General features: G+C 63.6%; 23 protein-coding genes. 7 read left to right on the top strand and 16 right to left on the bottom strand.

Features of this window, described 5'->3' with window-relative positions:
* Positions 1-9 precede the first annotated feature (9 nt).
* The 9 genes from phoU to V1293_RS21175 all read right to left on the bottom strand — a co-directional run bounded on the left by phoU (position 10) and on the right by V1293_RS21175 (position 9,105).
* Positions 10-726, bottom strand: a complete 717-nt coding sequence (gene phoU, locus V1293_RS21135) for a phosphate signaling complex protein PhoU (RefSeq protein ID WP_334511905.1) — start codon at positions 724-726, stop codon at positions 10-12.
* 11 nt (positions 727-737) lie between these two features.
* Positions 738-1,559 (bottom strand): phosphate ABC transporter ATP-binding protein PstB, encoded by an 822-nt coding sequence (gene pstB / locus V1293_RS21140; RefSeq protein WP_334511907.1) that lies wholly within the window; start codon positions 1,557-1,559, stop codon positions 738-740.
* Positions 1,556-2,401, bottom strand: coding sequence for a phosphate ABC transporter permease PstA (gene pstA / locus V1293_RS21145; RefSeq protein WP_334511909.1), 846 nt, complete (start codon positions 2,399-2,401; stop codon positions 1,556-1,558). The genes pstB and pstA overlap by 4 nt, the downstream gene beginning before the upstream one ends.
* Before the next feature lies 1 nt (position 2,402).
* Positions 2,403-3,392, bottom strand: coding sequence for a phosphate ABC transporter permease subunit PstC (pstC, locus tag V1293_RS21150; protein ID WP_334516824.1), 990 nt, complete (start codon positions 3,390-3,392; stop codon positions 2,403-2,405).
* A gap of 193 nt (positions 3,393-3,585) precedes the next feature.
* Complete coding sequence (gene pstS, locus V1293_RS21155; RefSeq protein ID WP_334511910.1) at positions 3,586-4,596, bottom strand: phosphate ABC transporter substrate-binding protein PstS; 1,011 nt, start codon at positions 4,594-4,596, stop codon at positions 3,586-3,588.
* A 142-nt stretch (positions 4,597-4,738) separates the two neighbouring features.
* Positions 4,739-6,040 carry an ATP-binding protein gene (locus V1293_RS21160; RefSeq protein ID WP_334511912.1) on the bottom strand — a complete coding sequence of 434 codons (1,302 nt, stop codon included), beginning with the start codon at positions 6,038-6,040 and terminating at the stop codon, positions 4,739-4,741.
* Positions 6,041-6,083: 43 nt separating this feature from the next.
* Positions 6,084-7,145 carry a lysylphosphatidylglycerol synthase domain-containing protein gene (locus V1293_RS21165; protein WP_334511914.1) on the bottom strand — a complete coding sequence of 354 codons (1,062 nt, stop codon included), beginning with the start codon at positions 7,143-7,145 and terminating at the stop codon, positions 6,084-6,086.
* 266 nt (positions 7,146-7,411) lie between these two features.
* A complete protein-coding gene (locus tag V1293_RS21170) occupies positions 7,412-7,708 on the bottom strand; it encodes a hypothetical protein (RefSeq protein ID WP_334511916.1) in 297 nt (98 codons plus the stop codon).
* Between the two features lie 2 nt (positions 7,709-7,710).
* Complete coding sequence (locus V1293_RS21175) at positions 7,711-9,105, bottom strand: OmpA family protein (RefSeq protein ID WP_334511917.1); 1,395 nt, start codon at positions 9,103-9,105, stop codon at positions 7,711-7,713.
* Positions 9,106-9,272: 167 nt separating this feature from the next.
* Here V1293_RS21175 and V1293_RS21180 point away from each other — a divergent pair, with 167 nt between their 5' ends.
* On the top strand, positions 9,273-10,331 hold the full coding sequence (locus V1293_RS21180; protein WP_334511919.1) for a polysaccharide deacetylase family protein: 1,059 nt from the start codon (positions 9,273-9,275) through the stop codon (positions 10,329-10,331).
* Positions 10,332-10,544: 213 nt separating this feature from the next.
* The gene (locus tag V1293_RS21185; RefSeq protein ID WP_334511921.1) at positions 10,545-11,345 is read left to right on the top strand and encodes an SDR family oxidoreductase; all 801 of its coding nucleotides are present in this window, start codon (positions 10,545-10,547) and stop codon (positions 11,343-11,345) included.
* A 217-nt stretch (positions 11,346-11,562) separates the two neighbouring features.
* Here the strand turns inward: V1293_RS21185 and V1293_RS21190 are convergent, their stop codons facing one another.
* The 6 genes from V1293_RS21190 to V1293_RS21215 form a co-directional block, all read right to left on the bottom strand.
* Positions 11,563-12,513, bottom strand: a complete 951-nt coding sequence (locus V1293_RS21190; RefSeq protein ID WP_334507587.1) for a transposase — start codon at positions 12,511-12,513, stop codon at positions 11,563-11,565.
* A 418-nt stretch (positions 12,514-12,931) separates the two neighbouring features.
* On the bottom strand, positions 12,932-14,368 hold the full coding sequence (boxB, locus tag V1293_RS21195; RefSeq protein ID WP_334516825.1) for a benzoyl-CoA 2,3-epoxidase subunit BoxB: 1,437 nt from the start codon (positions 14,366-14,368) through the stop codon (positions 12,932-12,934).
* A 162-nt stretch (positions 14,369-14,530) separates the two neighbouring features.
* Positions 14,531-16,219 carry a 2,3-epoxybenzoyl-CoA dihydrolase gene (gene boxC, locus V1293_RS21200; protein WP_334511923.1) on the bottom strand — a complete coding sequence of 563 codons (1,689 nt, stop codon included), beginning with the start codon at positions 16,217-16,219 and terminating at the stop codon, positions 14,531-14,533.
* 124 nt (positions 16,220-16,343) lie between these two features.
* Positions 16,344-16,862: a DUF309 domain-containing protein gene (locus tag V1293_RS21205; RefSeq protein ID WP_334511925.1), complete on the bottom strand. Its 519-nt coding sequence runs from the start codon at positions 16,860-16,862 to the stop codon at positions 16,344-16,346.
* 48 nt (positions 16,863-16,910) lie between these two features.
* Positions 16,911-17,741, bottom strand: a complete 831-nt coding sequence (locus tag V1293_RS21210; protein ID WP_334511927.1) for an alpha/beta fold hydrolase — start codon at positions 17,739-17,741, stop codon at positions 16,911-16,913.
* Between the two features lie 195 nt (positions 17,742-17,936).
* Positions 17,937-19,484: a benzoate-CoA ligase family protein gene (locus V1293_RS21215; protein ID WP_334511929.1), complete on the bottom strand. Its 1,548-nt coding sequence runs from the start codon at positions 19,482-19,484 to the stop codon at positions 17,937-17,939.
* 126 nt (positions 19,485-19,610) lie between these two features.
* On the opposite strand from V1293_RS21215, the gene V1293_RS21220 reads away from it, so the two are divergent.
* The 4 genes from V1293_RS21220 (at position 19,611) to V1293_RS21235 (ending at position 21,910) form a co-directional block, all read left to right on the top strand.
* Positions 19,611-20,516, top strand: coding sequence for a helix-turn-helix transcriptional regulator (locus V1293_RS21220; protein WP_334511930.1), 906 nt, complete (start codon positions 19,611-19,613; stop codon positions 20,514-20,516).
* A 180-nt stretch (positions 20,517-20,696) separates the two neighbouring features.
* Positions 20,697-21,068 carry a PilZ domain-containing protein gene (locus V1293_RS21225; protein WP_334511931.1) on the top strand — a complete coding sequence of 124 codons (372 nt, stop codon included), beginning with the start codon at positions 20,697-20,699 and terminating at the stop codon, positions 21,066-21,068.
* 5 nt (positions 21,069-21,073) lie between these two features.
* Positions 21,074-21,304, top strand: a complete 231-nt coding sequence (locus tag V1293_RS21230; protein WP_334511932.1) for a hypothetical protein — start codon at positions 21,074-21,076, stop codon at positions 21,302-21,304.
* A 63-nt stretch (positions 21,305-21,367) separates the two neighbouring features.
* Complete coding sequence (locus tag V1293_RS21235; protein ID WP_334511933.1) at positions 21,368-21,910, top strand: hypothetical protein; 543 nt, start codon at positions 21,368-21,370, stop codon at positions 21,908-21,910.
* Here the strand turns inward: V1293_RS21235 and V1293_RS21240 are convergent.
* Positions 21,891-22,682, bottom strand: a complete 792-nt coding sequence (locus V1293_RS21240) for an IclR family transcriptional regulator domain-containing protein (RefSeq protein ID WP_334511934.1) — start codon at positions 22,680-22,682, stop codon at positions 21,891-21,893. The two genes, V1293_RS21235 and V1293_RS21240, sit on opposite strands and share 20 nt — an antisense overlap.
* A 96-nt stretch (positions 22,683-22,778) precedes the next feature.
* On the opposite strand from V1293_RS21240, the gene V1293_RS21245 reads away from it, so the two are divergent.
* Positions 22,779-24,137 carry an aromatic ring-hydroxylating dioxygenase subunit alpha gene (locus V1293_RS21245; RefSeq protein WP_334511935.1) on the top strand — a complete coding sequence of 453 codons (1,359 nt, stop codon included), beginning with the start codon at positions 22,779-22,781 and terminating at the stop codon, positions 24,135-24,137.
* Positions 24,138-24,266 lie beyond the last annotated feature (129 nt).

The raw sequence follows: 24,266 nt of genomic DNA on the forward strand, positions 1-24,266 counted from the left end.
CTGCTGTCCTCAAGTGTTCGGTACGGTGGTGGCAAACGTCGTCATGTCGCCCTTCGGGCGCTCGTCGAGCATCTGCTGACCCTCGATCATGTAGAACACGGTTTCGGCGATGTTGGTGGCGTGATCGCCGATCCGCTCGATGTTCTTGGCGCAGAACATCAAATGAATACAGAACGAGATGTTGCGCGGATCTTCCATCATGTAGGTCAGGAGTTCGCGGAACAGCGAGGTGCAGATGGCGTCGACTTCCTCGTCGCCCTTCCACACCGCCATCGCCGCCGGCAGATCGTGCGCCGCATAGGCGTCCAGCACCGACTTGACCTGCGACAGCACCAGGTCGGTCATGTGTTCGAGGCCGCGCATCAGCTTGAGCGGCTGGAAATCGTTCTCCAGCGCCGCGACGCGCTTGCCCATGTTCTTGGCGAGGTCGCCGATCCGTTCCAGATCGGTGGCGACCCGCATGGCGCCGACGATTTCGCGCAGGTCGATCGCCATCGGCTGGCGGCGGGCGATGGTCAGCACCGCGCGTTCCTCGATCAGATGCTGCAGGCGGTCGATCTCGACGTCGGCGGCGACGACGCGCTTGCCAAGCGCTACGTCGCGACGGACCAGCGCGTCGACGGATTCGGTGATCATGCGCTCCGACAGGCCACCCATCTCGGCGACGAGACGGGTCAGTTCCTGGAGATCGCTGTCGAACGCCTTGGCGGTGTGTTCAGAACCCATGTGTTATCTCCTCAACCAAAACGGCCGGTGATGTAGTCCTGCGTGCGGCGATCGCCGGGCGAGGTGAAAATCTTGCTGGTGTCGTCGAACTCGATCAGTTCACCGAGATACATGAAGGCGGTCTTGTCGGAGACGCGGGCCGCCTGCTGCATGTTATGGGTGACGATCGCGATGGTGTAGTCCTCCGCCAGTTCCTGGATCAGCTCCTCGATCTTGGCGGTCGAGATCGGATCCAGCGCCGAGCACGGCTCGTCGAACAGGATCACCTCGGGCCGTACCGCAACCGTGCGGGCGATGCAGAGCCGCTGCTGCTGGCCGCCGGACAGCGACAGGCCGCTTGCATTCAGCTTGTCCTTGACCTCGTTCCACAGCGCGCCGCCGCGCAGCGCCTTCTCGACCCGGCCGTCCATCTCGGACTTGGAGATCTTTTCGTAGAGGCGGATACCGAAGGCGATGTTTTCGTAGATCGTCATCGGGAACGGCGTCGGCTTCTGGAACACCATGCCGACGCGGGCCCGCAGCAGATTGAGGTCGAGCTTGGGGTCGAGGATGTTGGTCTGGTCGAGCATCAATTGACCGGTCGCCTTCTGGCCGGGGTAGAGATCGTACATCCGGTTGAAGATCCGCAGCAGCGTGGATTTGCCGCAGCCGGACGGGCCGATGAAGGCGGTGACGCGGTTTGTGCCGAGCGTCAGGTTGATGTTCTTCAGCGCATGGTGCTCGCCATAGTAGAAGTTCAGGCCGCGCGCGGTCACCTTGGGCGCAGCCTCGGGCAGCGCCACCTGCGGAACGGGCCCGCTCGCGGAACTCACGGATACGGAGAGATCGGTCATTTGGATGTCCTCTCGGCGCCGAGAATGCGCGCGCCAATATTCAGGGCAAGTACGGTGAGCGTGATCAGCAAGGCCCCGCTCCAGGCGAGCTGCTTCCAGTAGACATAGGGGCTCTGCACGAAGTTGTTGATGGTGACGGGCAGGTTCGCCATCGTCTTGGTCATGTTCAGGCTGAAGAACTGGTTGGACAGCGCGGTGAACAGCAACGGCGCGGTCTCGCCGGCGACTCGGGCGGTGGCCAGCAGCACGCCGGTGATCAGGCCCGACCGCGCGGCACGATAGGCGATCCGCCGGATCACCAGCGAACGCGGCAGGCCGAGCGCGGAGGCCGCTTCGCGCAACGGGTTGGGCACCAGTCCCAGCATGTCCTCGGTGGTGCGGACCACCACGGGGATCACGATCACGGCCAGCGCCAGACAGCCGGCGAAGGCCGAGAACCCGCCCATCGGCACCACGATGGCGCCGTAGATGAACAGGCCGATGATGATCGAGGGCGCGCTGAGAAGAATATCGTTGATGAAGCGGATCACCGAGGTCAGCTTGTCGTGCTTGCCGTATTCGGCGAGATACGTGCCGGCGAACAGGCCGAGCGGCGCGCCGATGCCCACCCCGATCACGGTCATCATGATCGAGCCGATGATGGCGTTCCGAAGCCCGCCCTCGGTCGATCCGGGCGGCGGCGTATCCTGGGTGAAGACGGCGAGGTTGACGCCGGAAAGGCCGTTGTAGAACAGCGTGAACAGGATCAGCGCGAGCCATGTCACGCCGAACAAAGCGGCGCCGACGCACAGCGCGCGGATGATGGTGTCGAAGCGGCGGCGGGAGGCGTAGATCGGGTTCATGTCAGTTCCCCGCCTTCTTTTCCAGCCGCAGCAGCATCAGCCGCGCCGCGGCGAGCACGAAGAACGTCAGCACGAACAGCAGTAGCCCAAGCAGGATCAGGCCGGACTGATGCAGGCCATCGCTTTCGGCGAACTCGGAAGCGATGGCGGCCGAGATCGTGGTGCCCGGCGCGAAGATCGAGGACTGGATCTTGAACGAATTGCCGATGATGAAGGTCACCGCCATGGTCTCGCCGAGCGCGCGGCCGAGCGCCAGCATAATGCCGCCGATCACGCCGACCCGGGTGTAGGGAATGACGACGTTGCGGACGACTTCCCAGGTGGTGCAGCCGACGCCATAGGCGGCTTCCTTCAAAACCGGCGGCACCGTCTTGAACACGTCGACCGAGATCGAGGTGATGAAGGGCAGCACCATGATCGCCAGGATCAGCGACGCGTTGAACAGGCTGAGATAGGACGGGGGACCGGCGAAGATTGTGCCCAGCACCGGAACGCCGTCGAACACGCTGATCATGAACGGCTGGAAGGTGTTGGCCAGGAACGGCCCGAGCACGAAGAAGCCCCACATGCCGTAGATGATCGAGGGGATGCCGGCGAGCAGCTCGACCGCAAGGCCGATCGGGCGGCGCAGCCAGAGCGGGCAGATCTCGGTCAAAAACACCGCGATGCCGAGGCCGACGGGGATCGCGATCATCATCGCGATCACGGAGGTGATCAGCGTGCCGTAGATCGGGCCGAGCGCACCCAGTACCGGCGGATCGGCCGACGGCGCCCAGCGCTGCGTCCACAGGAAGGCCGCGCCGTATTCCCTGATCGCAGGCCAGGCGCCGACGATGAGCGAAAGGATGATGCCGCCGAGGATGAGCAGAACCGAGATCGCGCAGGCGCGCGTGATCCAGTAGAAGGTGACGTCGCCGAGCTTGAACGCGCTGAGAGCCCTCGCGCGATCGTAGGGTCCGGCAGCTTCCATTACGTCGCTTTCAACCGCCATTTCCGCCACGCTAGTCCCCTGTACTTCTACTCGATCTTGCTCGATCCGTCTCGTGCCCCGGATGCGACGCAGCGCGTAGCGATGCGTTGCTAAGCCGGGGCCCAATTGTCGAGTGACGCGTTCTTGAGACGCGTGGGTCCCGGCTCTGCGGCGCAGCGCAAAGGGCGCTGCACCGCGTCCGGGACAGGAGACCTCAGCTCTTGATCTCGGCCGACCAGGTCTTCTCGATCTGCTTGACGACCGAGTCCGGCATCGGGATGTAGTCGAGCTCTTCGGCCATCTTGTCGCCCTTCTCGAACGCCCATTTGAAGAACTTGACGGCTTCCTGAGACGCCGCCTTGTCGGTCGCATCCTTGTGCATCAGGATGAAGGTCGCGCCCGTGATCGGCCACGACGCGTCGCCGGGCTGGTCGGTCAGGATGACGAAGTAGTTCTTGGCGCCGGCCCAGTCGGCATTGGCAGCCGCGGCCTGGAATGCGCCAATCGTCGGCTGCACAGTCTTGCCGGCCTTGTTGATCATTGCGCCGTAGGTCAGCTTGTTCTGCTTGGCATAAGCATATTCGACATAGCCGATCGAATTCCTGGTCTGGCTGACATTGCCGGCAACGCCTTCGTTGCCCTTGGCGCCAACGCCCGTCGGCCACTCGACCGCGGTACCGGAGCCCGCCTTCGCCTTCCACTCGGCGTTGCTCTTCGAGAGGAAATCGGTCCAGATGAACGTGGTGCCGGAACCGTCCGAACGGCGCACCACCGTGATCGCGTCGGAGGGCAGCTTCACCTTGGGATTGAGCTTGGCAATCGCAGGATCGTCCCACTTCTTGACCTTGCCGAGATAGATGTCGCCGAGCAATTCGCCGGAAAAAACCAATTCGCCCGGCTTGATGCCTTCGAGGTTCACGACCGGCACCAGCGCGCCCATCGCCTGCGGCCATTGAATCATGCCTTCCTTTTCAAGCTGCTCCGGCTTGAGCGGCATGTCGCTGGCGCCAAACGTCACGGTCTTGGCCACGATCTGCTTGATACCGGCGCCGGAACCGATCGACTGGTAGTTCAGACCGTTGCCGGTCTCCTTCTTGTAGGCGTCGGCCCACTTCGAATAGAGCGGAAACGGAAAGGTGGCGCCCGCGCCGGTGATATCGGCGGCGAAGGCCGACGTCGACGCGGCGACCAGGCCGGCGGCGACGATTGTCCTGAGGAAATTCATGGTTGGTCTCCATCTGGTGAGCGAAGCGCCTGTTGCGCCCGATCGCGCTCACGTGCCGCTCATCTAGGAGCGGTCGATAGAGCTTTTACGAAGGTTCGATGACAGTTGGATGACATAATCAAGCGATTGAAATCGCGTGGATTTAATGCGCTGACGGGGTCTTGGTCTGGGGAAAACACGCAGTAAAGACCGCGCCGTTTTTCGGCACGCTTTCGATCAAAAGCCGGCCGCGATGGCGGTTAAGAATATGTTTCACCAAGGATAAACCGAGGCCGGTTCCACCCTGCGCGCGGCTGTCGCCGACATCGACCCGGTAGAAGCGTTCGGTCAGCCGCGGCAGGTGTTCCGGCGCGATGCCGGGGCCGAAATCCCGCACCATGATCCGGACTTCCGGCGCGCCCTCGCTGGACGTGGCCTGGGTCAGGGAGACGATCACCCGCCCGCCGGACGCGCCATATTTGAGCGCGTTCTCGATCAGGTTTTCAAACAGCCGCAGCAGTTCCTCGCGGTCGCCCGCGATCGCGACCTGTGCGGTGGGCAGGTCGATCTCGATTTCGACCTGGCGTTCCCGGGCCAGCGGCTCCAGTCCGTCGGCGACCTGGCGAATGATCGGCACGATATCGACGCAGGCGTCGGGCCGGACATGGGCCGACAATTCGACCCGCGACAGCGACAGCAGATCGTCGATCAGCCGTGCCATCCGCGTCGCCTGCGTATGCATGATCGACAGGAAGCGTTCGCGCGCCTTGGCGTCCTCCTTGGCCGGCCCCTGCAGCGTATCGATGAAACCCGACAACGCCGCGAGCGGCGTGCGCAGTTCGTGGCTGGCATTGGCGACGAAATCGGCGCGCATTTCCTCGACCCGCCGGAGCGGCGTCTGGTCGTGGAAGGTCATCAGCATGCATTTCTCGGTGCCGCCGAACAGCGTCGGCACCGGCACCGGCGTGATGATCAGTTCCATCCAGCGGTCGACCGGCACCTGGTCGAGATAGGTCGCCCGGCGTGGTTCGGTGGTCGCGATCGCCTCGCGCAGCGCGGTGATGATTTCGGGAGAGCGCAGCGCGAACTGGGCGAGTTCGTTCTTGCGCAGCGCAGGCGCGAGCTGCGCGGCCGCCGCGTTGAGATGCAGGACGCGGCCGGCGCGGTCGAGCAGCACGGCCGGATCCGGCATGCCGGCAACGACGGCGCTGACGGCGGCAGACTCGACCGGGCTGACGGCGCGGACATCGTCACGGGAGACCGCCACATGATGCAGCCGCCACGGCACCAGCGCCGCGGCGGCAATACAGATGAAAACCGCCACGGCGCGCGCCAGCGAGAGATCGGCCAGCACCACGAGCGCGCAAAGCGCGAGGCCGGCGGCGAGCAGAATGATCGCCGAATGCCGCAACCGGTCCGGCCACGGCGCAAAGAACGAGGAAGAGCTGGAATCGTCAATCGCCATGGCGCAGGCTTTTTCCTCTAATCGCGAAGCCCCCGCCGCGTCATCAGGTGCCCGTGTCTCCACGCTCGCGGACATAGACGGCGGCCTCATGCCTCGTCGGCTCGGCGTCGGCGCTGGCCGCCAATTGGCGCAGGCGCTTCGATCGCGCGCCGATGATAATCTCCCGAAGCGTCAGCAAGATTACAGATATGACAAAGGGACCGATATAATAGAGGACGCGGAACAGCAGCATGCCGGCGAGCAGTTCCTCCCGGTCCATCTGCCAGAGCCCGACCAGCATGGCGGCATCGAAAACGCCGAGCCCGCCCGGCGAATGGCTGGCAAAACCCAGCAGCGTGGCCGAGACGAAGATGACGGCGACGACGACAAAGCCCAGATTGGGCTCGTCCGGCACCAGCACATACATCGCCAGCGCGCAGAAGCCGAGATCGACGATGCCGATGGCGATCTGCAGCAGCGTCAGCGGCCCGCCCGGCAGCGTGACCGTCCACGGCCCGCGGCCGACGCCGCGGGGCTGCGCCCAGACCCAGGCCACATAGCCGACCAGTCCGAGAAGGATGCCGAACGCCGCCACGCGGTTGAACCAGACCGGGAGCTGGTCGATCGAGGCGGCGGCCTCCGGGTGATAGGCGATGCCCAACCCCAGCACGGCGGCGTTGCCGAGCCAGAAGGTCAGCCCGGCGAGGAAACAGATCTTGGCGACATCGATCGCGTTCAGCCCCCAGGCCGAATAGATCCGGTAGCGCACGGCGCCGCCGGTGAAGACGCTGGCGCCGACATTGTGTCCGATCGAATAGGAGGTGAAGGCGGCAAGCGCGTTGACGCGGTAGGGAATGTGGCCCTGGCCGATCGCGCGGACCGCGAACCAGTCATAGAAAGTCAGCGTGAAATAGCCTGCCGCCACGAACAGGGCCGCCAGCGCGATCTGGCGCGGCTCGGTGCCCTTGATGGCGTCGATCACCTCATCGGTGTCGATGCCGCGGAGCATGTGATAGAGTACGTAGCACGCAACGGCGATCACCGTGATGCTGATCAAGACCCCGAGCTTGTGCAGGACCTGCTTCTGGCGCAGAAACGAGATCGCCCTGCGTATTGCTTCCAGCATCTACACCTCGAATTGCGCTTCTGCGGCGAGAACCCCGCCGACGCTACGCTGCTCCCTTGCCCCTCTGGTAGCGCGTTTTGAGCCGGAGTGGAATTCGCCTGACGACAATAAAACACGCTTCTTCAACATATTAGGCGCCAGTTGACGACGGTAGAAGTACGGTTTTGCGGCAATCCCGCCGCCCAACGGCGATTCGCGACCATAGAAGGGGCTGGTCAAGAACGCGTGACAGTGACGGCGGAGGAACTGGCGGGCTCATGCGGCGGTCAGGCCGACGGCGCACTGCGCGAGACCACCCAGTCGCGCAACCATGATCCGACCGCACAGAAGCAGAGATAAAGCGCGAACATGATCAGCCCGAGGTCGAGCCAGTAGCCGAAACGGCCGGGCACGATGCGCGCAAGGGCTGCTCCAATCAGCGCCGCGACCAGGGCCGAAAGCGCCCAACGCAGCTTCCGCGAGACGCCGTCGCCGTGCTGAACCACTGAAATCCAGCCCATGGCGAAGCCGAGCAGCGCCGATGCCAGCAACCAGCCCCAGTAGAATGTGGTCAGATAGGCCATGCTCACTTCACCACGAAATCGATGCGGCGGTTCTGCGCCTTGCCCTGGTCGGTATCGTTAGCCGCAATCGGCTGCGTCGAACCATAGCCGGCCGCGCTGAACCGGTTGGCCGGCAATCCCGCCTTGACCAAATAGTCGGCGACCGCCTGGGCACGCTTCTCGGACAGCGCCTGGTTGGCCGCCTCGTCGCCATCGGTATCGGTATGACCTGATATCTCGATATTGGCGGTCGGACAGCGCAACGCGGTTTCGATCAGGCGGTCGAGCAGGCCGGCGGAATCCGCGACAATGTCGGCCTTGCCGGCTTCGAAGCGGATCCGGGCCTTGCCGAGCAGTTCGGAGAATAGTTGCTGGCAGACGGTCGCATCCACCGGCGCCGCAGCCGGCTTGACCGAGATTTCCGGCTTGAACCGCCAGCCTTGCGGAAAATCCTTGCCGAGGCCGGCGCGGATCTGGCCGGCGGCGGCTTCATAAAGCGCATCGCCCGACAGCTTGACCTCCCGGTCGGAGACGACGAGCGTGCCGGTCGACAGCCGCGACAGCGCGCCGAGCGCGGGCACCACCGCGTTGGCAAACCCTGCGGGCGCACCGACGCTCTCCTTGAGGTTGTCGACGACCTTTTCGCTGAAGAACTTGCGTCCCGCCGCCGCCACCAGCGCGGCGTGGCCGTTGCTGTCGGGCGCGTTCCCGGTCAGCGTCAGCGTCACCGCGACCGGATCCTTGTAGGCCTGGAAGATGTAAGGCGGCGCCTTGACCTCGTTGGCTGCAACCGAAAAGCCCTCGGGCAGATTTTTCAGCGCGGCGGCGATGGCTTCCCGGCCACCGAGTTCGCGCGCCATGCCGGACAGGCTGACCTTGGTGTCCGACAGCGTGATCTTGCCGTCCTTCAGCTTGCCTAGCTGGTCGAGCAGCAGCAGCGCGGCATTGTCGAAACGCGGCGGCGCCCCGCGCGACAGATTCATCCGGTCGACCACTTCGACGCCACTGAGGCCGGCGCGGGCCGCCTCCATCAGCCGACCCTTGCTCGCCGGCAGGGGCGAGCTGCCCGATAACGTCACCCGGAGGACGTCGCGTTCGGCCGACCAGACAAACGGCGTGGCTTCGGGAACGAGCCGTGTTTCATCGTTAACCAATCGCACGCCCGGCACCGCTTCCACCGACGCCACCGCACTCTGCCGGCCGTCTTCCGAGAAAGCATCCGCCGCAAGCGTTACGTCGCGGCCAACGACCGTAATCCGCCTTTTGTCGAGGATGGTGTCCTTGAGGGCTGCGGCCGAGCGCTGCGCCAGGTCGATTTCCAGCGGCTCAGTACTCGTCCAGGCTGCGATAGCCCAAAAGATGACCAACGGAATGATGCCCGGCCACCATTTGCCACTCCACCTGAAAAGTCCGTGCATTCGAGTTCCTGCGGGGTCCGGAACGGAGAGAAAACAAACCCTTGCGAGGCTGTCAAACCCGAAATGTCGCAGGCGCCGAAACGCTCTGAAATTAGTCAGGCTAACTGTTTCTTCAGCGATCTTTCGCTAATTTCGCCCCGTAAATAACCGGGCAGCCCTGCATCTCGATGAAACCGCTTCGCAACACCGTCATCCGCGCCGGACTGGAAGCGCTGTACTTCTCCGGAGCGCACTACCTGCTGCGGCCAATCTTCGCAGGCGTCGGCGTCATCTTCATGCTGCACCACGTCCGCCCGAGGCGCGACGGCGCGTTTCAGCCCAACTATCATCTTGAGGTCAAGCCGGAGTTCTTGCGGGCGATGCTGGCGCATCTTCGTAACCTCGACGTCGACATCGTCACCATGGACGAGGTGCATCAGCGACTCCAGGCGCGCAAATTCGCGCGGCGCTTCGCCTGCTTCACCCTCGACGACGGCTATCGCGATAACCGCGATTACGCCCTGCCGGTGATGCGCGAATTTGATGCCCCCCTCACCGTCTACGTGACGAGCGATTTCGCCGAAGGCACCGGCAGGTTGTGGTGGGTCGCGCTCGAGCGGGCGATCGCCAAGGCGCCTTCGATCGAAGTCCCGATCGGCGGCGTCAAGACCCGCCTCGACGCCTCAACACCGGCGGCGAAGCAAGCCGCCTTCGATCGCATGCACGACTGGCTGCGCGGGCTGCCGACCGAACACGACATGCAGCGCGAAATCTCCGCGCTATGCACGCGACATGGCGTGGACGAAACTCCCATCGCTCGCGAGCTCTGCATGTCCTGGGATGAATTGAAGGCATTCGCTGATGATCCGCTGGTGACGATCGGCGCGCATACGATCACGCATTGCAATCTGGCGCGGCAGAGCGAGGAGACCGCCTCGTTCGAACTGGCCACCGGCCGCGCGCGGATCGAAGCTGAGTTGCAGCGGCCGGTGATCCATCTCGCCTATCCCTATGGCGACCGGATCGCGGCGGGCCGGCGCGAATTCGCCCTGGCGAAGGCGGCGGGATTCAAGACGGCGGTCACCACGCGGCCAGGCATGATTTTTCCGGAAAGCGCCGAACACTTGACCGCGCTGCAGCGGGTTTCGCTCAACGGCAACTACCAGGATGCGCGCCTCCTCCCCGTTCTGACATCAGGCGCGGCCACCGCGATGTGGAACGGTTTCCGTCGCATCGACGCGGCGTAGGGTAACGCCTCTTCACTTCCCTTCTCCCCTTGTGGGAGAAGGTGGCGCGGACGCAGTCCGCGCCGGATGAGGGGTTCTTTCCGCGGAGACAGACCCCTCACCCGTCCGCGATGCTTCGCATCGCGTCCACCCTCTCCCACAAGGGGAGAGGGGAAGAGTTGACTCGCCGCCCTCCCCCGCCCAAAACCAGCGGCAAAGCCAATGGAGGAACGCATGTTCAAGGATCTGTTTTCGCTTAACGGCCGCGTCGCGCTGGTGACGGGCGGCTCGCGCGGCATCGGCAAGATGATCGCGGCCGGTTTTCTCGCGCAAGGCGCGGCGAAGGTCTACATCACGGCGCGCAAGGCCGGGCCCTGCGAGGCGACCGCGAAAGAACTGTCCGCCGCCTATGACGGCGAATGCATCGCGCTGCCGATCGACATCTCCACGGTTGCGGGCTGCGACAAACTCGCCGGCGAAATCATCAAGCTGGAGCCGAAGCTCGACATTCTCGTCAACAACGCGGGCGCTGCCTGGGGCGCGGAGTTCGACGAATTCCCCGAAAGCGGCTGGGACAAGGTCATGGACCTCAACGTCAAGTCGCTGTTCTTTTTGACCAAGGCGCTGGCGAAACCGCTGCGCGCGGCGGCCTCGCCCGAACGGCCGGCCAAGGTCATCAACATCGCCTCCGTCGACGGCATCTTCGTCAACCCGAGCGAGACCTATTCCTACGCCGCGAGCAAAGCCGCCGTGATCCATCTGACGCGGCGCATGGCGACGAAACTGATCAAGGACAATATCAATGTCACCGCGATCGCGCCCGGCGCGTTCAAGTCGGACATGAACCGGGCCGCGCGCGACCACTCGGACGAAGTCGCAAAGCGCATTCCGGCGCGTCGGATCGGAACCGACGAGGATATGGCGGGGGTGGCGATCTATCTCGCCTCGCGTGCGGGCGATTATGTGATCGGCAACACCATCGCCGTCGATGGCGGCGTGGTTTATGCGAACGCGGGACTCGAGATCGCGGGGTAAGCCGTGGCTTCAAAGACTGGCGTCGTCCCTGCGAACGCACATAGGCGCTAAGGTAGTTGGATCATTGTTTGATACGTGCGTTTTCTTGGGGGTTCGCGAAGATGGCGCTGGAGCGCCGACTTTGACCGGCGCAGGCAGGCGATTGTGGGCTGTGGGATAATCGCCTGAAGCAGCGAGGCGACGAGATTCTGAAGCAGACGCCAAGCGCCAGGCGGCGTCAGGCGGCTTCGGCCAAGCGGGGAGAGACCTCGAGTTCGTCGATGAACGGCTCGAGCAGCAGAATGGCCAATAGATGAGCCAGAACGTGGGGTCTGGCGGAGCCTTCATCGGTTCCTGGCGGTCCCTTCAGGCCGATCAGACTCTTCAATCGTTTGAAGCCGAGTTCGATCCGCCATCGAAGGCGATATAGGGCCAGGACATCGGCGGTTGCGAAGTCCTTGGGCTTGAGTGAGGTGATCAGGATCACCCATTCGGCGGCCTCGAGCGTTTGCTTCGAGAGTTGGTGACCGCCTCGCTGTGCGTCGCGGCGCGCCTTGCGTCGCGCGTCGGCAGCCGCCTGCACCGGCTTCTTGATGGCGACCAGACGCAAGGCGAGAGGTGCGCCGCGCTTGCGTTTTACCCAGATCGGCCGATCGATCAGCCCGCGGACTGCCGCCTTGCGCAACGCGGCGAGGAGATCGAACACCTCACCTTCGGCATCGAGCCAGCGCGCGCTCTTCCAGCCGGCCCGGATCACGAGGTCCGCTCCGGCTTCGAGCAGGGTCGCCATGCGGTCCGGTTGCAAATAGGCGCGATCGGCAAGGCGGATCTCTCCAGCCACCGCCGGTATCCGGTCGAGCGTCTCGCCCGCCCGCTGATCGGTCAGTTCGAAGTGGCCAAAGCGTTCCTGCGGCAGATCGAACGCGCTGTGGATGCGCCACACCTTGTTCTTCTTCCTGGCCTCCGATCCTTTCTTCGGCACCGAAGTGGCATCGATGATGCGGATCATTCGTCCCCGGCTCGCTGACGGGGCAGTGGCCGCAAGTACCTGACCCACCAGCATTGCGAACCAGTCCCCGCACTGACGCAGTCGATATAGCAGAGCCACGTTGGAAATATCGACAAGACCTACCGATGTCGCCCATGCAACGGTCGAGCGCAATCCGCGCTCGCCCAGACAGTAAGCCAAGATCAATCTCAGCAAATCCACCGCATTGGTGATCTCACGCGGACGCAAAAACGCTCTCGTCTTACGCGCCGTAACTTCAAGCGTTTCCACCCCGCCAAGCCGGGCGACAACGTTCGCCCAGTCCTCATTCACCAGTGATTCGTGCCTCATGACACGCTGGAATCACAAACGATTCCGACCCGCAACACTATTTTAGCGCCGATGTGCGAACGCAGGGACCCATACCGCGTGATCTAACGATGAGACGCGGTGGCTGACGCTCTGCGTTGGTCGATTACGGTCGTGAGTTGCTGAACCGAAGCCGTCTTCCAATGTGCCCATTACATGGGCCGCGGCGTATGGGCCCCTGCTTTCGCAGGGGCGACAAGTTGATGGGTTCTCGCCCCGCGTCGTCCCGGCGAACGCCACGACGTAGAGATCACGTCTCGATCTTCACGTACTCGAAATCGCCGGGCTTGTTGTCGATGCCGACTTTCGGCGGCGAGATCCAGTTGGCGTAGACGCCGACTTCGGTCACCGGTTTCATCAGCGAGGCGATGAAATCGCCGTCCTGCGTGGAAGGCAACCATTCGCCCTTGCGTTGGTTCCAGGTGGCATCGTCGATCAGGATGCCTTCCGGCGTGGCGTGGATATCCTTGAACTCGCCGATCTGGCGATGGAACGCGACGTTCGGCAGCGTCAGCTTGTACTGATAGCCGGCGAGCGAAATGATCTTGTTCCAGCGCAGCATGCCCTTGACGCAGTCCTGCGTGTAGTCGTCGCGCAGCCGCATGTTGAGCGCGGTCAGCGCCGGCTCGTCGACGCGCTTGATCACGCCGTCGACCAGCTTGAGCACCGGATAGGTCGCGTTCTTGAGCTGGTGGTCGTCGTCGATCTGGGTTTCCTTGTAGCGGCCCTTGATGCCGGCATTGAAGGCATTCGCCGCGTTGGTCGAGACTTCCGAGCCGAACAGATCGAGCGACAGCGAATAATGCAGGTTCAGCTTCTTCTGGATGGTCGGCAGGTCGATCACGCCGAGCGCGCGGACTTTGGCGATATCGGTGGGATCGGTGATGCCGGCTTCCTTCATCGCCTCGCAGGTACGCTGCACGACGCGGCTGATGCCGGTCTCGCCGACGAACATGTGATGCGCCTCTTCGGTCAGCATGAAGCGGCAGGTGCGCGACAGCGGATCGAAGCCGGACTGCGCCAGCGAGTGCAGCTGCATCTTGCCGTCGCGGTCGGTGAAGTAGGTAAACATGAAGAACGACAGCCAGTCCGGCGTCGCCTCGTTGAAGGCGCCGAGCATGCGCGGTGAGTCCGCGTCGCCGGAGCGGCGGCGCAACAAATCATCCGCCTCCTCGCGGCCGTCGCGGCCGAAATACTTCTGCAGCAGATAGACCATCGCCCAGAGATGGCGGCCTTCCTCGACATTGACCTGGAACAAATTGCGCAAATCATAGAGCGAGGGCGCGGTCTTGCCGAGATGGCGCTGCTGTTCGACGGAGGCAGGCTCGGTGTCGCCCTGGATCACGATCAGGCGGCGCAGCGTGGCGCGGTGTTCGCCCGGGACTTCCTGCCAGGCCGGCTTGCCGTAATTTTCGCCGAAGGGAATGACGCGGTTCTCTTCCTGCGGCGCCAGCAAGATGCCCCAGCGATATTCCGGCATCTTGACGTAGTCGAACTTCGCCCAGCCGCGCGGATCGACCGAATAGGCGGTGCGCAGGTACACTAGCGACTGCTGAAAGCCTTCCGGCCCCATATCGCCCCACCAGTCCATGTAACCGGGATGCCAGCCCTCGAGCGCCTTCAGGACCTGGCGGTCCTCGCTGAGATTGACGTTGTTGGGAATCTTGGTCGAATAGTCGACGTTCATGAAGTTCATTGGGGGCCTCCCGTGGTTCGGTCTCGTGTCCCGGACGCGGTGCAGCGTTCTTCACGATGCACCGCAGAGCCGGGACCTATTTCGGTGGCTGAGGTGGGTCCCGGTTCTGCGAGCCACGCCACAAGCGTGCCGCGCAGCGCCCGGGACACGGACTTAAACTCTCGTCATATCGAATTGCGCCTTCTGGCCGGTGCCGTAGCGGCGCAGCGCGCCGTCCTCGCCGACCGCATTGGGGCGCTGGAAGATCCAGTTCTGCCACGCCGTAAGGCGGGAGAAGATCTTCGATTCCATGGTCTCTGGCCCGACGAAGCGCAGATTCGCTTCCATGCCGGTGAGGCCGTCGGGCGAGAAGGACGTGCGCTCCTCCAGGAACACCCGCACCTCGTCGTCCCAATCGATGTCGTCGAGCGCGAAGGTGACGAGGCCGAGCTCTTCGGCCTCCTCCGCATCGAGCGACGTGCCGATGGTGGCTTCCGCGCGCTCCAGATCGGACGGATCGGCCTGGAAGCGCGATTGCAGGCGGGTCAGACCGTGGCTCATCGGATAGGGGCCGAAATTCATGGCGGTGAGCTGGATCGCGGGAGGCGCGCGGTTGTCGCCCTGCCGCGAGCCGATCAGCATGTAGGAGCGGTCGGCGGCGAACACGAGTTCGGCGAGCGTGCCCGCAAAGCAGGAGCCGGGCTCGACCAATGTCACCAGCGTGCGCGAGGTGACGTCGATGCGCTTCAACACCCGCTTCCAGTAATGCCTGATCTCGTTGACCAGCCAGTGCGCCTTGTTGGCTTCGAGGAAGGCGTCGCAGGCCACCACATTGGCGGCATCGCCATGCGATTTGAACAGCAGCATCGCTATTTCGAGTTCGTTGATGCGCAAATGAAGGATCGCATCGTCAAGCTCGCGCGCGACCTGCAGCGGCCAGAACGACGCGCCTTGCGCGATCAGGCCGTCGATATCACCGGGCGGGGCCGCTTCCGGCGCCTTGATCGAAATGGTCGCGATCCGCTGCGCGCGATCGATGTCGACATTGACAAAACCATAGCGGATGCCGCTGTCGTCGATGGTGCGGTTGAGCGGCGCGAGCGCGATGCCCGGGCCTGAGCCGTTGCGCTTCGAGCTTGCTGCAAATTCTTTGGCCCGATCGGCGACTTTGCCTTCGAGTTTGCTGCTCGGCACGATCTCGTCGACCAGCCGCCATGCAACCGCGCGCTTGCCCTTGATGCCTTCCTCGATGGTGCAGAAGAAGTCGGCATGGTCGCGCCGCACCTTGCGCTTGTCGACCACCCGCGTCAGGCCGCCGGTGCCCGGCAGCACCGCGAGCAGCGGCACTTCCGGCAACGACACGGCGGCCGCGCCGTCATCAGCCAGCATGATGTGATCGGTCGCCAGCGCCAGCTCGTAGCCGCCGCCGGCCGCGGTGCCGTTGACGACGGTGATGAAGCGCTGTCCGGAATTCTCCGATGAATCTTCCAGGCCGTTGCGGGTCTCGTTGGTGAATTTGCAGAAATTGACTTTGTGGGCGTGGGTGGCGCCCGCCAGCATGCGGATATTGGCGCCGGCGCAGAACACGCGGTTCTTAGCCGATCGCATCACCACCGCCTTCACTTCGGGATGCTCGAAACGTAGCCGCTGCACGGCATCGGCGAGCTCGATGTCGACGCCGAGATCGTAGGAGTTCAGCTTGAGCTGATAGCCTTCGAACAGGCCGCCATTCTCGTCGACATCCATGGTCAGTGTCGCGACATCGCCCTCCACGGCCAGCTTCCAGTGCCGGTAGCGCGACGGATCGGTTTGAAAATCGATGTATTTCGCGCCGCCTGCGAGGACGCGATCGTCACCGGCCATGGGCCACCCTCTGTCGTTTTCTCGAGCTTGTTCGTTTTCTCAAGCGTTGCCTGGTTTGTTAGATGCACAATAGTGCATGTTTTTTAGAAAGTCCAGCCTGAAACGCAGGAACATGCATTTTGTTTCATGTTCGGCCAGCAGCGGCGAATGCCACGCCATCGGCCTTTCCGAGCTGCGGCTGGGCCAATTTGGCCTTGATGACCGCCGCCAGCGCTGCGACCGGAAAGCTGTCGGCAAAGCCGTCGCCGCCGGCACTGCGCATGCCCAACGCCTCGAGCTCGCCGAGCGCTTCGCCGAACAGGCGTGTCGCGACATGCGCCTTCTGCATGCGCAGCCGCAAATTCGCGGTCGCGATCAGGATGCAGGCCCGCAACAGGATCCGTTCGCGGCCGCCCTGCGGCGCTGCCGCCCACACCGCTTCCAGGATCTCCTGCGACTCCCAGAAGTAGCCGCGGTCGTTGAGCATGATGCCGTAGCGCAGCGCCGGGTGGCGCGCCGGCACGTGGCCGCCGAAGCGCGGCGGCACCAGAGCGGTGATCTGCGCCAGCGTTTCGTAATCGGCGCTGGATTTCTCGGACTCGCCGGGCACGTAGGCCCAACGCGGCAGCGGCAGATGGCCGGCGCCTGAGGGCGGCGCGGTCATCGGGATATCGCCGAAAAAAACGTGAAGCGAAGCGCGAAGAGAAACGTATCACGAAACGCGTTGCGCGGCCCGTCCCTGCGAGCCGTCATCGACATGCAACACCGCGTTTGCGAATTCCGAAATCGCATCGAGCGTCGGCCCCGGTGCTTCGCGATGCGGCTGATGTCCCGCTCCCGGGATCACAGTCACATCGACCGGACAGTAGCACTCTTCCTGCGCGATCTCGACCTGGCGCATTGTTCCATACTGGTCGTCCACACCCTGCAGGATCGCCACCGGTACGCGGATATAGGCGAGGTATTCGGAAATATCCCAGTTGCGGAAGTCCGGATCGAGCCAGGCGCCGTTCCAGCCATAGAAGGCATTGTCGACGTCCCTGTGCCAGCGCGAAAGCTTCCCCTTCAGGTTCGTGGTCTCGTAGGCGTTCCTGATCTGCGCAATCGAGGCGACGGAAATATCCTCGACGATGAAATGCGGGGCGATCAGCGCAAGGCCCTGCACGCGGTGATCCTGATGCGAACCCGCATAGATCGCCGCGATCGAGGCGCCATCGGAATGTCCGAGCAGCAGCCCGCGGCGAAAGCCGATCTTGTCGAGCAGCTTTGGCAATACGTCGAGCGCCTCGACATGCATGTAGTCGAGCGGCCGCGGCAGTTTCACCGGCGTCGAGGCGCCGTAGCCCGCGCGTGAATAGACGAACACGCCCGCGCCGGTCGCGGCCTGAAGTTTTTCGGGAAAGTCGCCCCATAGCCCGGCCGATCCGAGCCCCTCATGCAGCACCACGATGGTCGGCGCGGCCTCGGGCGACGGGCCGATCATGCGGTATTCGAGATGGGAGGCGCCGACGGTGAGGAAGCCAGAGGGGGTTAGGGTGGTCATGTCGTAAGCTTTCCGAAAGTGATCCAGACGTCGCACTCCTCACTCCCGTCGTCCCTGCGAAAGCAGGGACCCATACGCCGCGGCTTATCCGTTCACGCGCGATGTACGAGACCTTCGACTACAACAAGGGCCGGTGGTTATGGGTCCCTGCTCCCGTGCGCAATTGCGCACTAGGCAGGGACGACGTGAGAGAAGTTACGATGCGCCATCCCGCAACTTGAACCGCTGAATCTTCCCCGTCGCCGTCTTCGGCAAACTCTCCACCACGTCGATCCAGCGCGGATATTTCCACGGGCCGATCTTCTGCTTGACGTGCTCCTTCAACGCCTCATGCAGGCCGTCGGTTTTGCTATCGGCGCGCAGCACGACGAAGGCTTTCGGCTTCAACAATCCTTCAGGGTCGGCCTCGGGCACCACGGCGGCTTCGAGCACGGCCGGGTGGGTGATCAGCGCGCTCTCGACCTCGAACGGCGAGACCCAGATGCCGGAGACCTTGAACATGTCGTCAGAGCGGCCGCAGAAGGTGTAACGGCCGTCGGCGTCGCGGATATATTTGTCGCCGGTGCGGGTCCAGGGGCCCTCGAAGGTCGAACGGCTCTTGGCGCGCTGGTTCCAGTAGCCCTCGCCAGCCGAGGGCGCATCGACCAGCAATTCGCCGACCTCGCCATCGGCCACCTCAGCGCCCGCTTCGTTGACCAGCCGCACCTTGTAGCCGGGAACCGGACGGCCAGAGGAGCCGTATTTGATGTCGCCGGGCGCGTTGGACAGGAAGATGTGCAACAGCTCGGTCGAGCCGACGCCGTCGAGAATGTCGACGCCGAACCGCGCCTTCCAGGCATTGCCGACCGATTCGGGCAGCGCCTCGCCGGCGGAGGTGCAGATGCGCAGGCGTGTGCCGGCGCGGGCATCCTTCATCGTCTCGTCGTTGAGCATCGCGGCGAACAGCGTCGGCACACCATAGAAGATGGTCGGGTTATACTTGTTCATCAGCGCGAACATCGCGGCCGGCGTCGGCCGGTCGGTGTGCAGGACCGTGGTGGCACCGACCGACATCGGAAACGTCAGCGCATTGCCGAGGCCATAGGCGAAGAACAGTTTGGCTGCCGACAGACAGACATCGTCCTCGCGAATGCCGAGCACCTGCCTGGCGTAGGTATCGGCGGTCGCGGCGAGATTGGCATGCAGGTGCCGCACGCCCTTCGGCATGCCGGTCGAGCCCGACGAATACAGCCAGAACGCGGGCTCGTCGGGATGCGTCGCCGCGGTCGCAAACGTATCGCTCTCGCGCGCGAGCTCATCTGCGAGCTTGTTGTAGCCGTGGGCGTCCTTGCCGGACACGACGACGTGCTCGAGATCGGGCAACCGCGCGACGATGTCTTTCACCACCGAAAGCAGCGCTTCGGAGACGAACAGCACGCGCGCGCGGCAATCCCCCAGGATGTAGGCATATTGCTCCGACGTCAGCAGCGTGTTGAGCGGCACTGGTACGATGCCGGCGCGGATCGCGCCGAGAAAGACGGCGGGGAAATCCACCGTATCCAGCATGATCATCGCCACGCGCTCTTCGCGGCGAACGCCGAGCCGGCGCAGCATGTTGGCCATGCGGCGGGTCTGCCGCTGCAGATCGCCATAGGTGAGCTCGGAGATGGTATCGGTAAAGGCGAGCTTGGCCCCGCGGCCCTCGTCGACATTACGATCGAGCAGCCAGGTCACCGCATTGTACGAACCGGACGTGCCGCTCACGACGCTTCTCCCCAGGTTTTAAGAATTATAATTCATACAAAGACACCAGCCACGCTTGCTGTCAATCCTCATCGGCATTATGTTTCCGAAAACCGTCCAACTATCGGCAAAGCCGAACGAGGCAAATTGACCGAGGCCAGCGACCCCGAAACCGGTTTTCTCGAGCAGCTCGGCCAGCGCGTGCGCACCATGCGGGCGCTGCGCGGCATGTCGCGAAAAGTGCTCGCCAAGGTGTCGGGAATTTCCGAGCGCTATATCGCGCAGCTCGAAAGCGGCAAGGGCAATGTCTCGATCGTGCTGCTGCGGCGCGTGTCGAACGCGATGGGCGCACATCTGGAAGACCTCATCCCCGCCACCGAACCGGCGCCCGACTGGGCCATCATCCGCGATCTCCTGCGCAAGGCGACGCCCGCCCAGATCGCGCAGGCCAAGGATGCGCTCGCCGGCGGCGGCCCTTCGGCGCAGCGGCGGATCACGTTTGCCGGCATCGCCCTGATCGGCCTGCGCGGCGCCGGCAAATCCACCCTTGGCAGGATGCTGGCGAAAAAGATCGGCTGGAAGTTCGTCGAGCTCAACAAGGAAGTCGAACGCGAGAACGGGCTGTCCGTCGCGGAGATCATCGCGCTCTACGGCCAGGAAGGTTTTCGCCGCATGGAGCAGGCGGCGCTCGGCCAGTTGCTGGCGCGGAAAGAGCTGATGGTGCTGGCGACCGGCGGCGGCATCGTCTCCGAGCCGTTGACGTTCGACCTGATCCTGTCGTCGTTCTACACCATCTGGCTCAAGGCCGAGCCGGAAGAGCACATGGCCCGCGTCCGCGGCCAGGGCGATCTGCGCCCGATGGCGGATGACCGCTCGGCGATGGCGGAACTGCGCAACATCCTGGTCAGCCGCGAACCGCTTTATGCGCGGGCTTCCGCCGTGGTCGATACCGCAGGGCTTTCCGTCGATGCGGCCGCGGCGCGGCTCAGCGATGCGGTGGCGCCGGTGCTGCACGACAAGCACGCATTCGGCCTGCGCAGCGCCGTCTCCTGAATATTTCGGCGGAACGATCGCCCATACCCCCGAGGCCCGGGCCACGCAGAGCGGTGCCCCCAACGGCTGCGGCCGGAGACGAACGCCTCCGTTAACCACCGCACACTTTCCATGCGAACGCCTGCAGCAACACAGCCTCAAAGTGTGTTACTAAAGCGTTAAACATATGGAAGACAGCACATGCTCGAGCGCCGTCAATTGCCCAGAAGCCGCGTTTACTATGGTGGACTAGTCGCGTTCAACGCCCGCAATTCGACGCTTGCCTGCGTCGTGCGCAATTTCAGCAAGCACGGCGCAAAGATCGAATTCGAGAATTCGGCCATGATCCCCGACCGGGTTGATTTCGAGATCGAGCGCAGGGGTCTCTCGTGCCGGGCCCACCTCGTCTGGCGCGATCACAACGCCGCCGGCCTGGTGTTTTCAGATGTGCAAAATACCGTCCAGGAGACGAGCGACGTCATTCCGCTGGACCTGGCGCGCAAGCTGCGCGCGACCGAACGGGCAAACCGGCGGCTCCAGTCGCGCCTCGATCAGCTTCTATCCGAACTCTAGATCGCATGAGCGCAGTTGAAGACGAAGGCGCCGCCATCCTTACTGTCGCCAGCGCGCCGAAAGTTCGGCGGCGCCGGCTGCGTTCGATATTGCTGGCGTTGATGGCGCAGTACACGATCGTCGCGATGATCGTCGGCCTGTCGGTCGCCGGCATCCTTCGCTATGTCGTGACCCCGCAAATCGTCGCCAAGTTCGAGGCGATCGACGCCGCGCTGAAGCACCGGCCCGCGCCATAGCGCGCCTGATCAGATATCGGCGATGCGACAGACTTCCTCGTGGAGACGAGATACTGATCGCGCATGAAACTGCTTTTTCTCCATGGATCGCCCGCGGTCGGCAAGCTGACGGTGGCAAAGGCGTTGCTCCGGATCGTGCCGGGGCGGCTGATGGACAATCACGCCGCCATCGATCTGGCGCTTATGGTGTTCGATTTCGGCGCACCCGGATTCTGGAAGTTGGTCCATGACGTCAGATGGTCGGCCATCAGTGCTGCCGCCGAGCACGGCGTGCCGCTGCTGGTTACGACCTTCTGCTATGCCGAACCTGACGACCGCACCCAGTTCGGCAAATTCGAAGAAATCATGCAGCGGCATGGCGGCGAATTGCTTCCGGTCTTCCTGCACTGCTCGCGGGAAGAAGCGACGCGGCGGGTTGGCAATCCGGACCGGGTCGAACGGCGGAAGATGACGTCAGGAGCAAGCCTGATCAAATATCTCGACAGCTACGACTTCGCGGCGGTGCCGCGGCCCGACTGCCTCAAGCTGGATACCGGGGTGAATTCGGCGGAAGCGATCGCGCAGCACATCGCCCGTCATTTCGGGCTCACACCAGCATCGATTTGACCGAGGCCGCCGCCGCACGCAGGCGCGGCAAAAAGCGCTCGACCATCTCGGCTGATGACACGCGGTCGACATGCGCGCCCATGTTGATGGCGGCGACGATTGTTCCGTCATAGCGGCGGACCGGCACCGAGATCGAGCGGAATCCCGGCTCGGCTTCGCGATCGACCAGCGAATAACCTTCCGCGCGATCGGCGATGATCGTCTTCAGCAACAGTTTTTTGTCGGTCACCGTGAACGGCGTCAGCGGCGTGAGATCCATTTTGCCGAGCGCCGCGGCCAGTTCGCCGTCCGGCAGCCGCGACAGCAGCACGCGGCCAACCGAGGTGCAGAAGGCCGGCAGCCGGTAGCCGATATCGATGCCCGCGGAAAATATCCGCGTCGGGCTGGCGCGGGCGATGAAGACGACATCATTGCCGTCAAGGATCGCCATCGACGAGATTTCCTGCGCCTCGCCCGACAATTTATCGAGCGCGGGCTGCAGCACCGAGACGACGTGGTTGGAAGCGAGATAGCTCGAGGCCAGCACCAGCACACGCGGCATCAGGCGGAACAGCTTGCCGTCGGTTGCGACGAAGCCGGCGCGTTCGAGCGTGAGGAGAATCCGCCGCGCGGTCGCGCGCGGCAGGTCGGCGGCCTTGGCGAGATCGCTCAATGTCATGGGCTGCCGGCTGCCGCCAAACACTTCCAGCACGCGCAGGCCGCGATCGAGGCTTTCGATGAAATCGGTCGCGCCGCGGTTGTCTGTGTCCCCCACGCGCTTAAGCTTCGGCATCGCTGCCTCCATAATCCGCTTGCCTAACGCCAAGTCTACGTTAAAATCGCACAGAAGTTCAATAGGCGAACAAATGGATATGCGGAGATCCTCGCCATGATGAGCCAGGAAGCGAACGACTTGATTACCCGCACCGGCCGCAAGGACCCCTGCGGCAAGCTAATGCGGATGTACTGGCAACCGGCGGCGCTGGTGGAAGAGCTGCAGGGTCCGCGGCCGGTGCGCCCCGTCAAATTGCTCGGCGAAAACCTGGTGCTGTTTCGCGACGAGGAAGGCCGCTACGGCCTGATCGACCGCCATTGCGCGCATCGCGGCGCCGACCTCGCCTTCGGGCGGCTCGAGAATGGCGGGCTGCGCTGCGCCTTTCATGGCTGGCTGTTCGATGTCAGCGGCCAGTGCCTGGAGACGCCCGCGGAGCCGAAGGACTCCAAGCTGTGCCAGGGCATCAAGCAGCGCTCCTATCCCGTGGTCGAGAAGAGCGGCATCCTCTGGGCATATTTGGGCGAAGGCGAGCCGCCGGCGTTTCCGGAGATCGACTGCTTCGTCGCGCCCGACAGCCATACCTTTGCGTTCAAGGGCCACATCAATTGCAACTGGCTGCAGGCGCTGGAAGTCGGCATCGATCCGGCGCACGCCTCGTTCCTGCATCGCTTCTTCGAGGACGAAGATACTTCCACTGCCTACGGCAAGCAGTTCCGCGGCGCTTCCGCCGGAAGCGAAATGCCGATGACGAAGATTTTGCGCGAGTACGACAACCCGATCATCAATGTCGAGCACACCGAATACGGGCTGCGGCTGATTGCGCTGCGCGAGATCGACGAGGAACGGACGCATGTTCGCGTCACCAACCAGCTCTTCCCGCACGGCTTCGTCATCCCGATGAGCCAGGAGATGACGATCACGCAGTGGCATGTGCCTATCGATGACGAGAACTGCTACTGGTACGCGATCTTCACCAGCTACACGGCACCGGTCGACAAGAAGAAGATGCGCGACCAGCGTCTCGAATTGTACGAGCTGCCGGATTACACCTCGCGCAAGAACAAGAGCAACGATTACGGTTTTGATCCGCACGAACAGGCGACCGAGACCTATACCGGCATGGGGACCGACATCAACGTCCACGACCAGTGGGCGGTGGAATCGATGGGCGCGATCCAGGACCGCACCAACGAGCATCTCGGCACCTCCGACAAGGCGATCGTGCAATATCGCCGACTGCTGCGGCAGGAGATCGAGAAAGCCGCAGGCGGCGAAAAGCCGTTCATGTTCCTGGACGCCGCGCATGCGCGCAGCATCCAGGGCCCGGCGACGATGGACGGCATCGGGCCGACGCGCGGCTGGGAAATCTACTGGATGGAAGTCGACGTCAAGCGCCGCCGCGGCGCGCCGTGGGCGGCACCCGTGCCGGCCGAGATCGCCGGCAAGATCCGGCATTTGTCGGCGGCGGAGTGATGGCTCCCTCCCCGTCATTGCGAGCGCAGCGAAGCAATCCATGCCGACGCTTGCGGCACTATGGATTGCTTCGCTTCGCTCGCAATGACGGCCGATATAGCGCTATTCCAATGCCTCAAGTCAGACTCG

Origin of the sequence: Bradyrhizobium sp. AZCC 1693 (genome assembly GCF_036924745.1) — a bacterium.
Classification (GTDB): Bacteria; Pseudomonadota; Alphaproteobacteria; order Rhizobiales; family Xanthobacteraceae; genus Bradyrhizobium.

Excerpts from the sequence above, each read along its gene's own strand:
- phoU (WP_334511905.1), bottom strand. The coding sequence starts at position 726 with ATGGGTTCTGAACACACCGCCAAGGCGTTCGACAGCGATCTCCAGGAA.
- pstB (WP_334511907.1), bottom strand. The coding sequence starts at position 1,559 with ATGACCGATCTCTCCGTATCCGTGAGTTCCGCGAGCGGGCCCGTTCCG.
- pstA (WP_334511909.1), bottom strand. The coding sequence starts at position 2,401 with ATGAACCCGATCTACGCCTCCCGCCGCCGCTTCGACACCATCATCCGC.
- pstC (WP_334516824.1), bottom strand. The coding sequence starts at position 3,392 with ATGGCGGTTGAAAGCGACGTAATGGAAGCTGCCGGACCCTACGATCGC.
- pstS (WP_334511910.1), bottom strand. The coding sequence starts at position 4,596 with ATGAATTTCCTCAGGACAATCGTCGCCGCCGGCCTGGTCGCCGCGTCG.
- V1293_RS21160 (WP_334511912.1), bottom strand. The coding sequence starts at position 6,040 with ATGGCGATTGACGATTCCAGCTCTTCCTCGTTCTTTGCGCCGTGGCCG.
- V1293_RS21165 (WP_334511914.1), bottom strand. The coding sequence starts at position 7,145 with ATGCTGGAAGCAATACGCAGGGCGATCTCGTTTCTGCGCCAGAAGCAG.
- V1293_RS21170 (WP_334511916.1), bottom strand. The coding sequence starts at position 7,708 with ATGGCCTATCTGACCACATTCTACTGGGGCTGGTTGCTGGCATCGGCG.
- V1293_RS21175 (WP_334511917.1), bottom strand. The coding sequence starts at position 9,105 with ATGCACGGACTTTTCAGGTGGAGTGGCAAATGGTGGCCGGGCATCATT.
- V1293_RS21180 (WP_334511919.1), top strand. The coding sequence starts at position 9,273 with ATGAAACCGCTTCGCAACACCGTCATCCGCGCCGGACTGGAAGCGCTG.
- V1293_RS21185 (WP_334511921.1), top strand. The coding sequence starts at position 10,545 with ATGTTCAAGGATCTGTTTTCGCTTAACGGCCGCGTCGCGCTGGTGACG.
- boxB (WP_334516825.1), bottom strand. The coding sequence starts at position 14,368 with ATGAACGTCGACTATTCGACCAAGATTCCCAACAACGTCAATCTCAGC.
- boxC (WP_334511923.1), bottom strand. The coding sequence starts at position 16,219 with ATGGCCGGTGACGATCGCGTCCTCGCAGGCGGCGCGAAATACATCGAT.
- V1293_RS21205 (WP_334511925.1), bottom strand. The coding sequence starts at position 16,862 with ATGACCGCGCCGCCCTCAGGCGCCGGCCATCTGCCGCTGCCGCGTTGG.
- V1293_RS21210 (WP_334511927.1), bottom strand. The coding sequence starts at position 17,741 with ATGACCACCCTAACCCCCTCTGGCTTCCTCACCGTCGGCGCCTCCCAT.
- V1293_RS21225 (WP_334511931.1), top strand. The coding sequence starts at position 20,697 with ATGCTCGAGCGCCGTCAATTGCCCAGAAGCCGCGTTTACTATGGTGGA.
- V1293_RS21230 (WP_334511932.1), top strand. The coding sequence starts at position 21,074 with ATGAGCGCAGTTGAAGACGAAGGCGCCGCCATCCTTACTGTCGCCAGC.
- V1293_RS21235 (WP_334511933.1), top strand. The coding sequence starts at position 21,368 with ATGAAACTGCTTTTTCTCCATGGATCGCCCGCGGTCGGCAAGCTGACG.
- V1293_RS21240 (WP_334511934.1), bottom strand. The coding sequence starts at position 22,682 with ATGCCGAAGCTTAAGCGCGTGGGGGACACAGACAACCGCGGCGCGACC.
- V1293_RS21245 (WP_334511935.1), top strand. The coding sequence starts at position 22,779 with ATGATGAGCCAGGAAGCGAACGACTTGATTACCCGCACCGGCCGCAAG.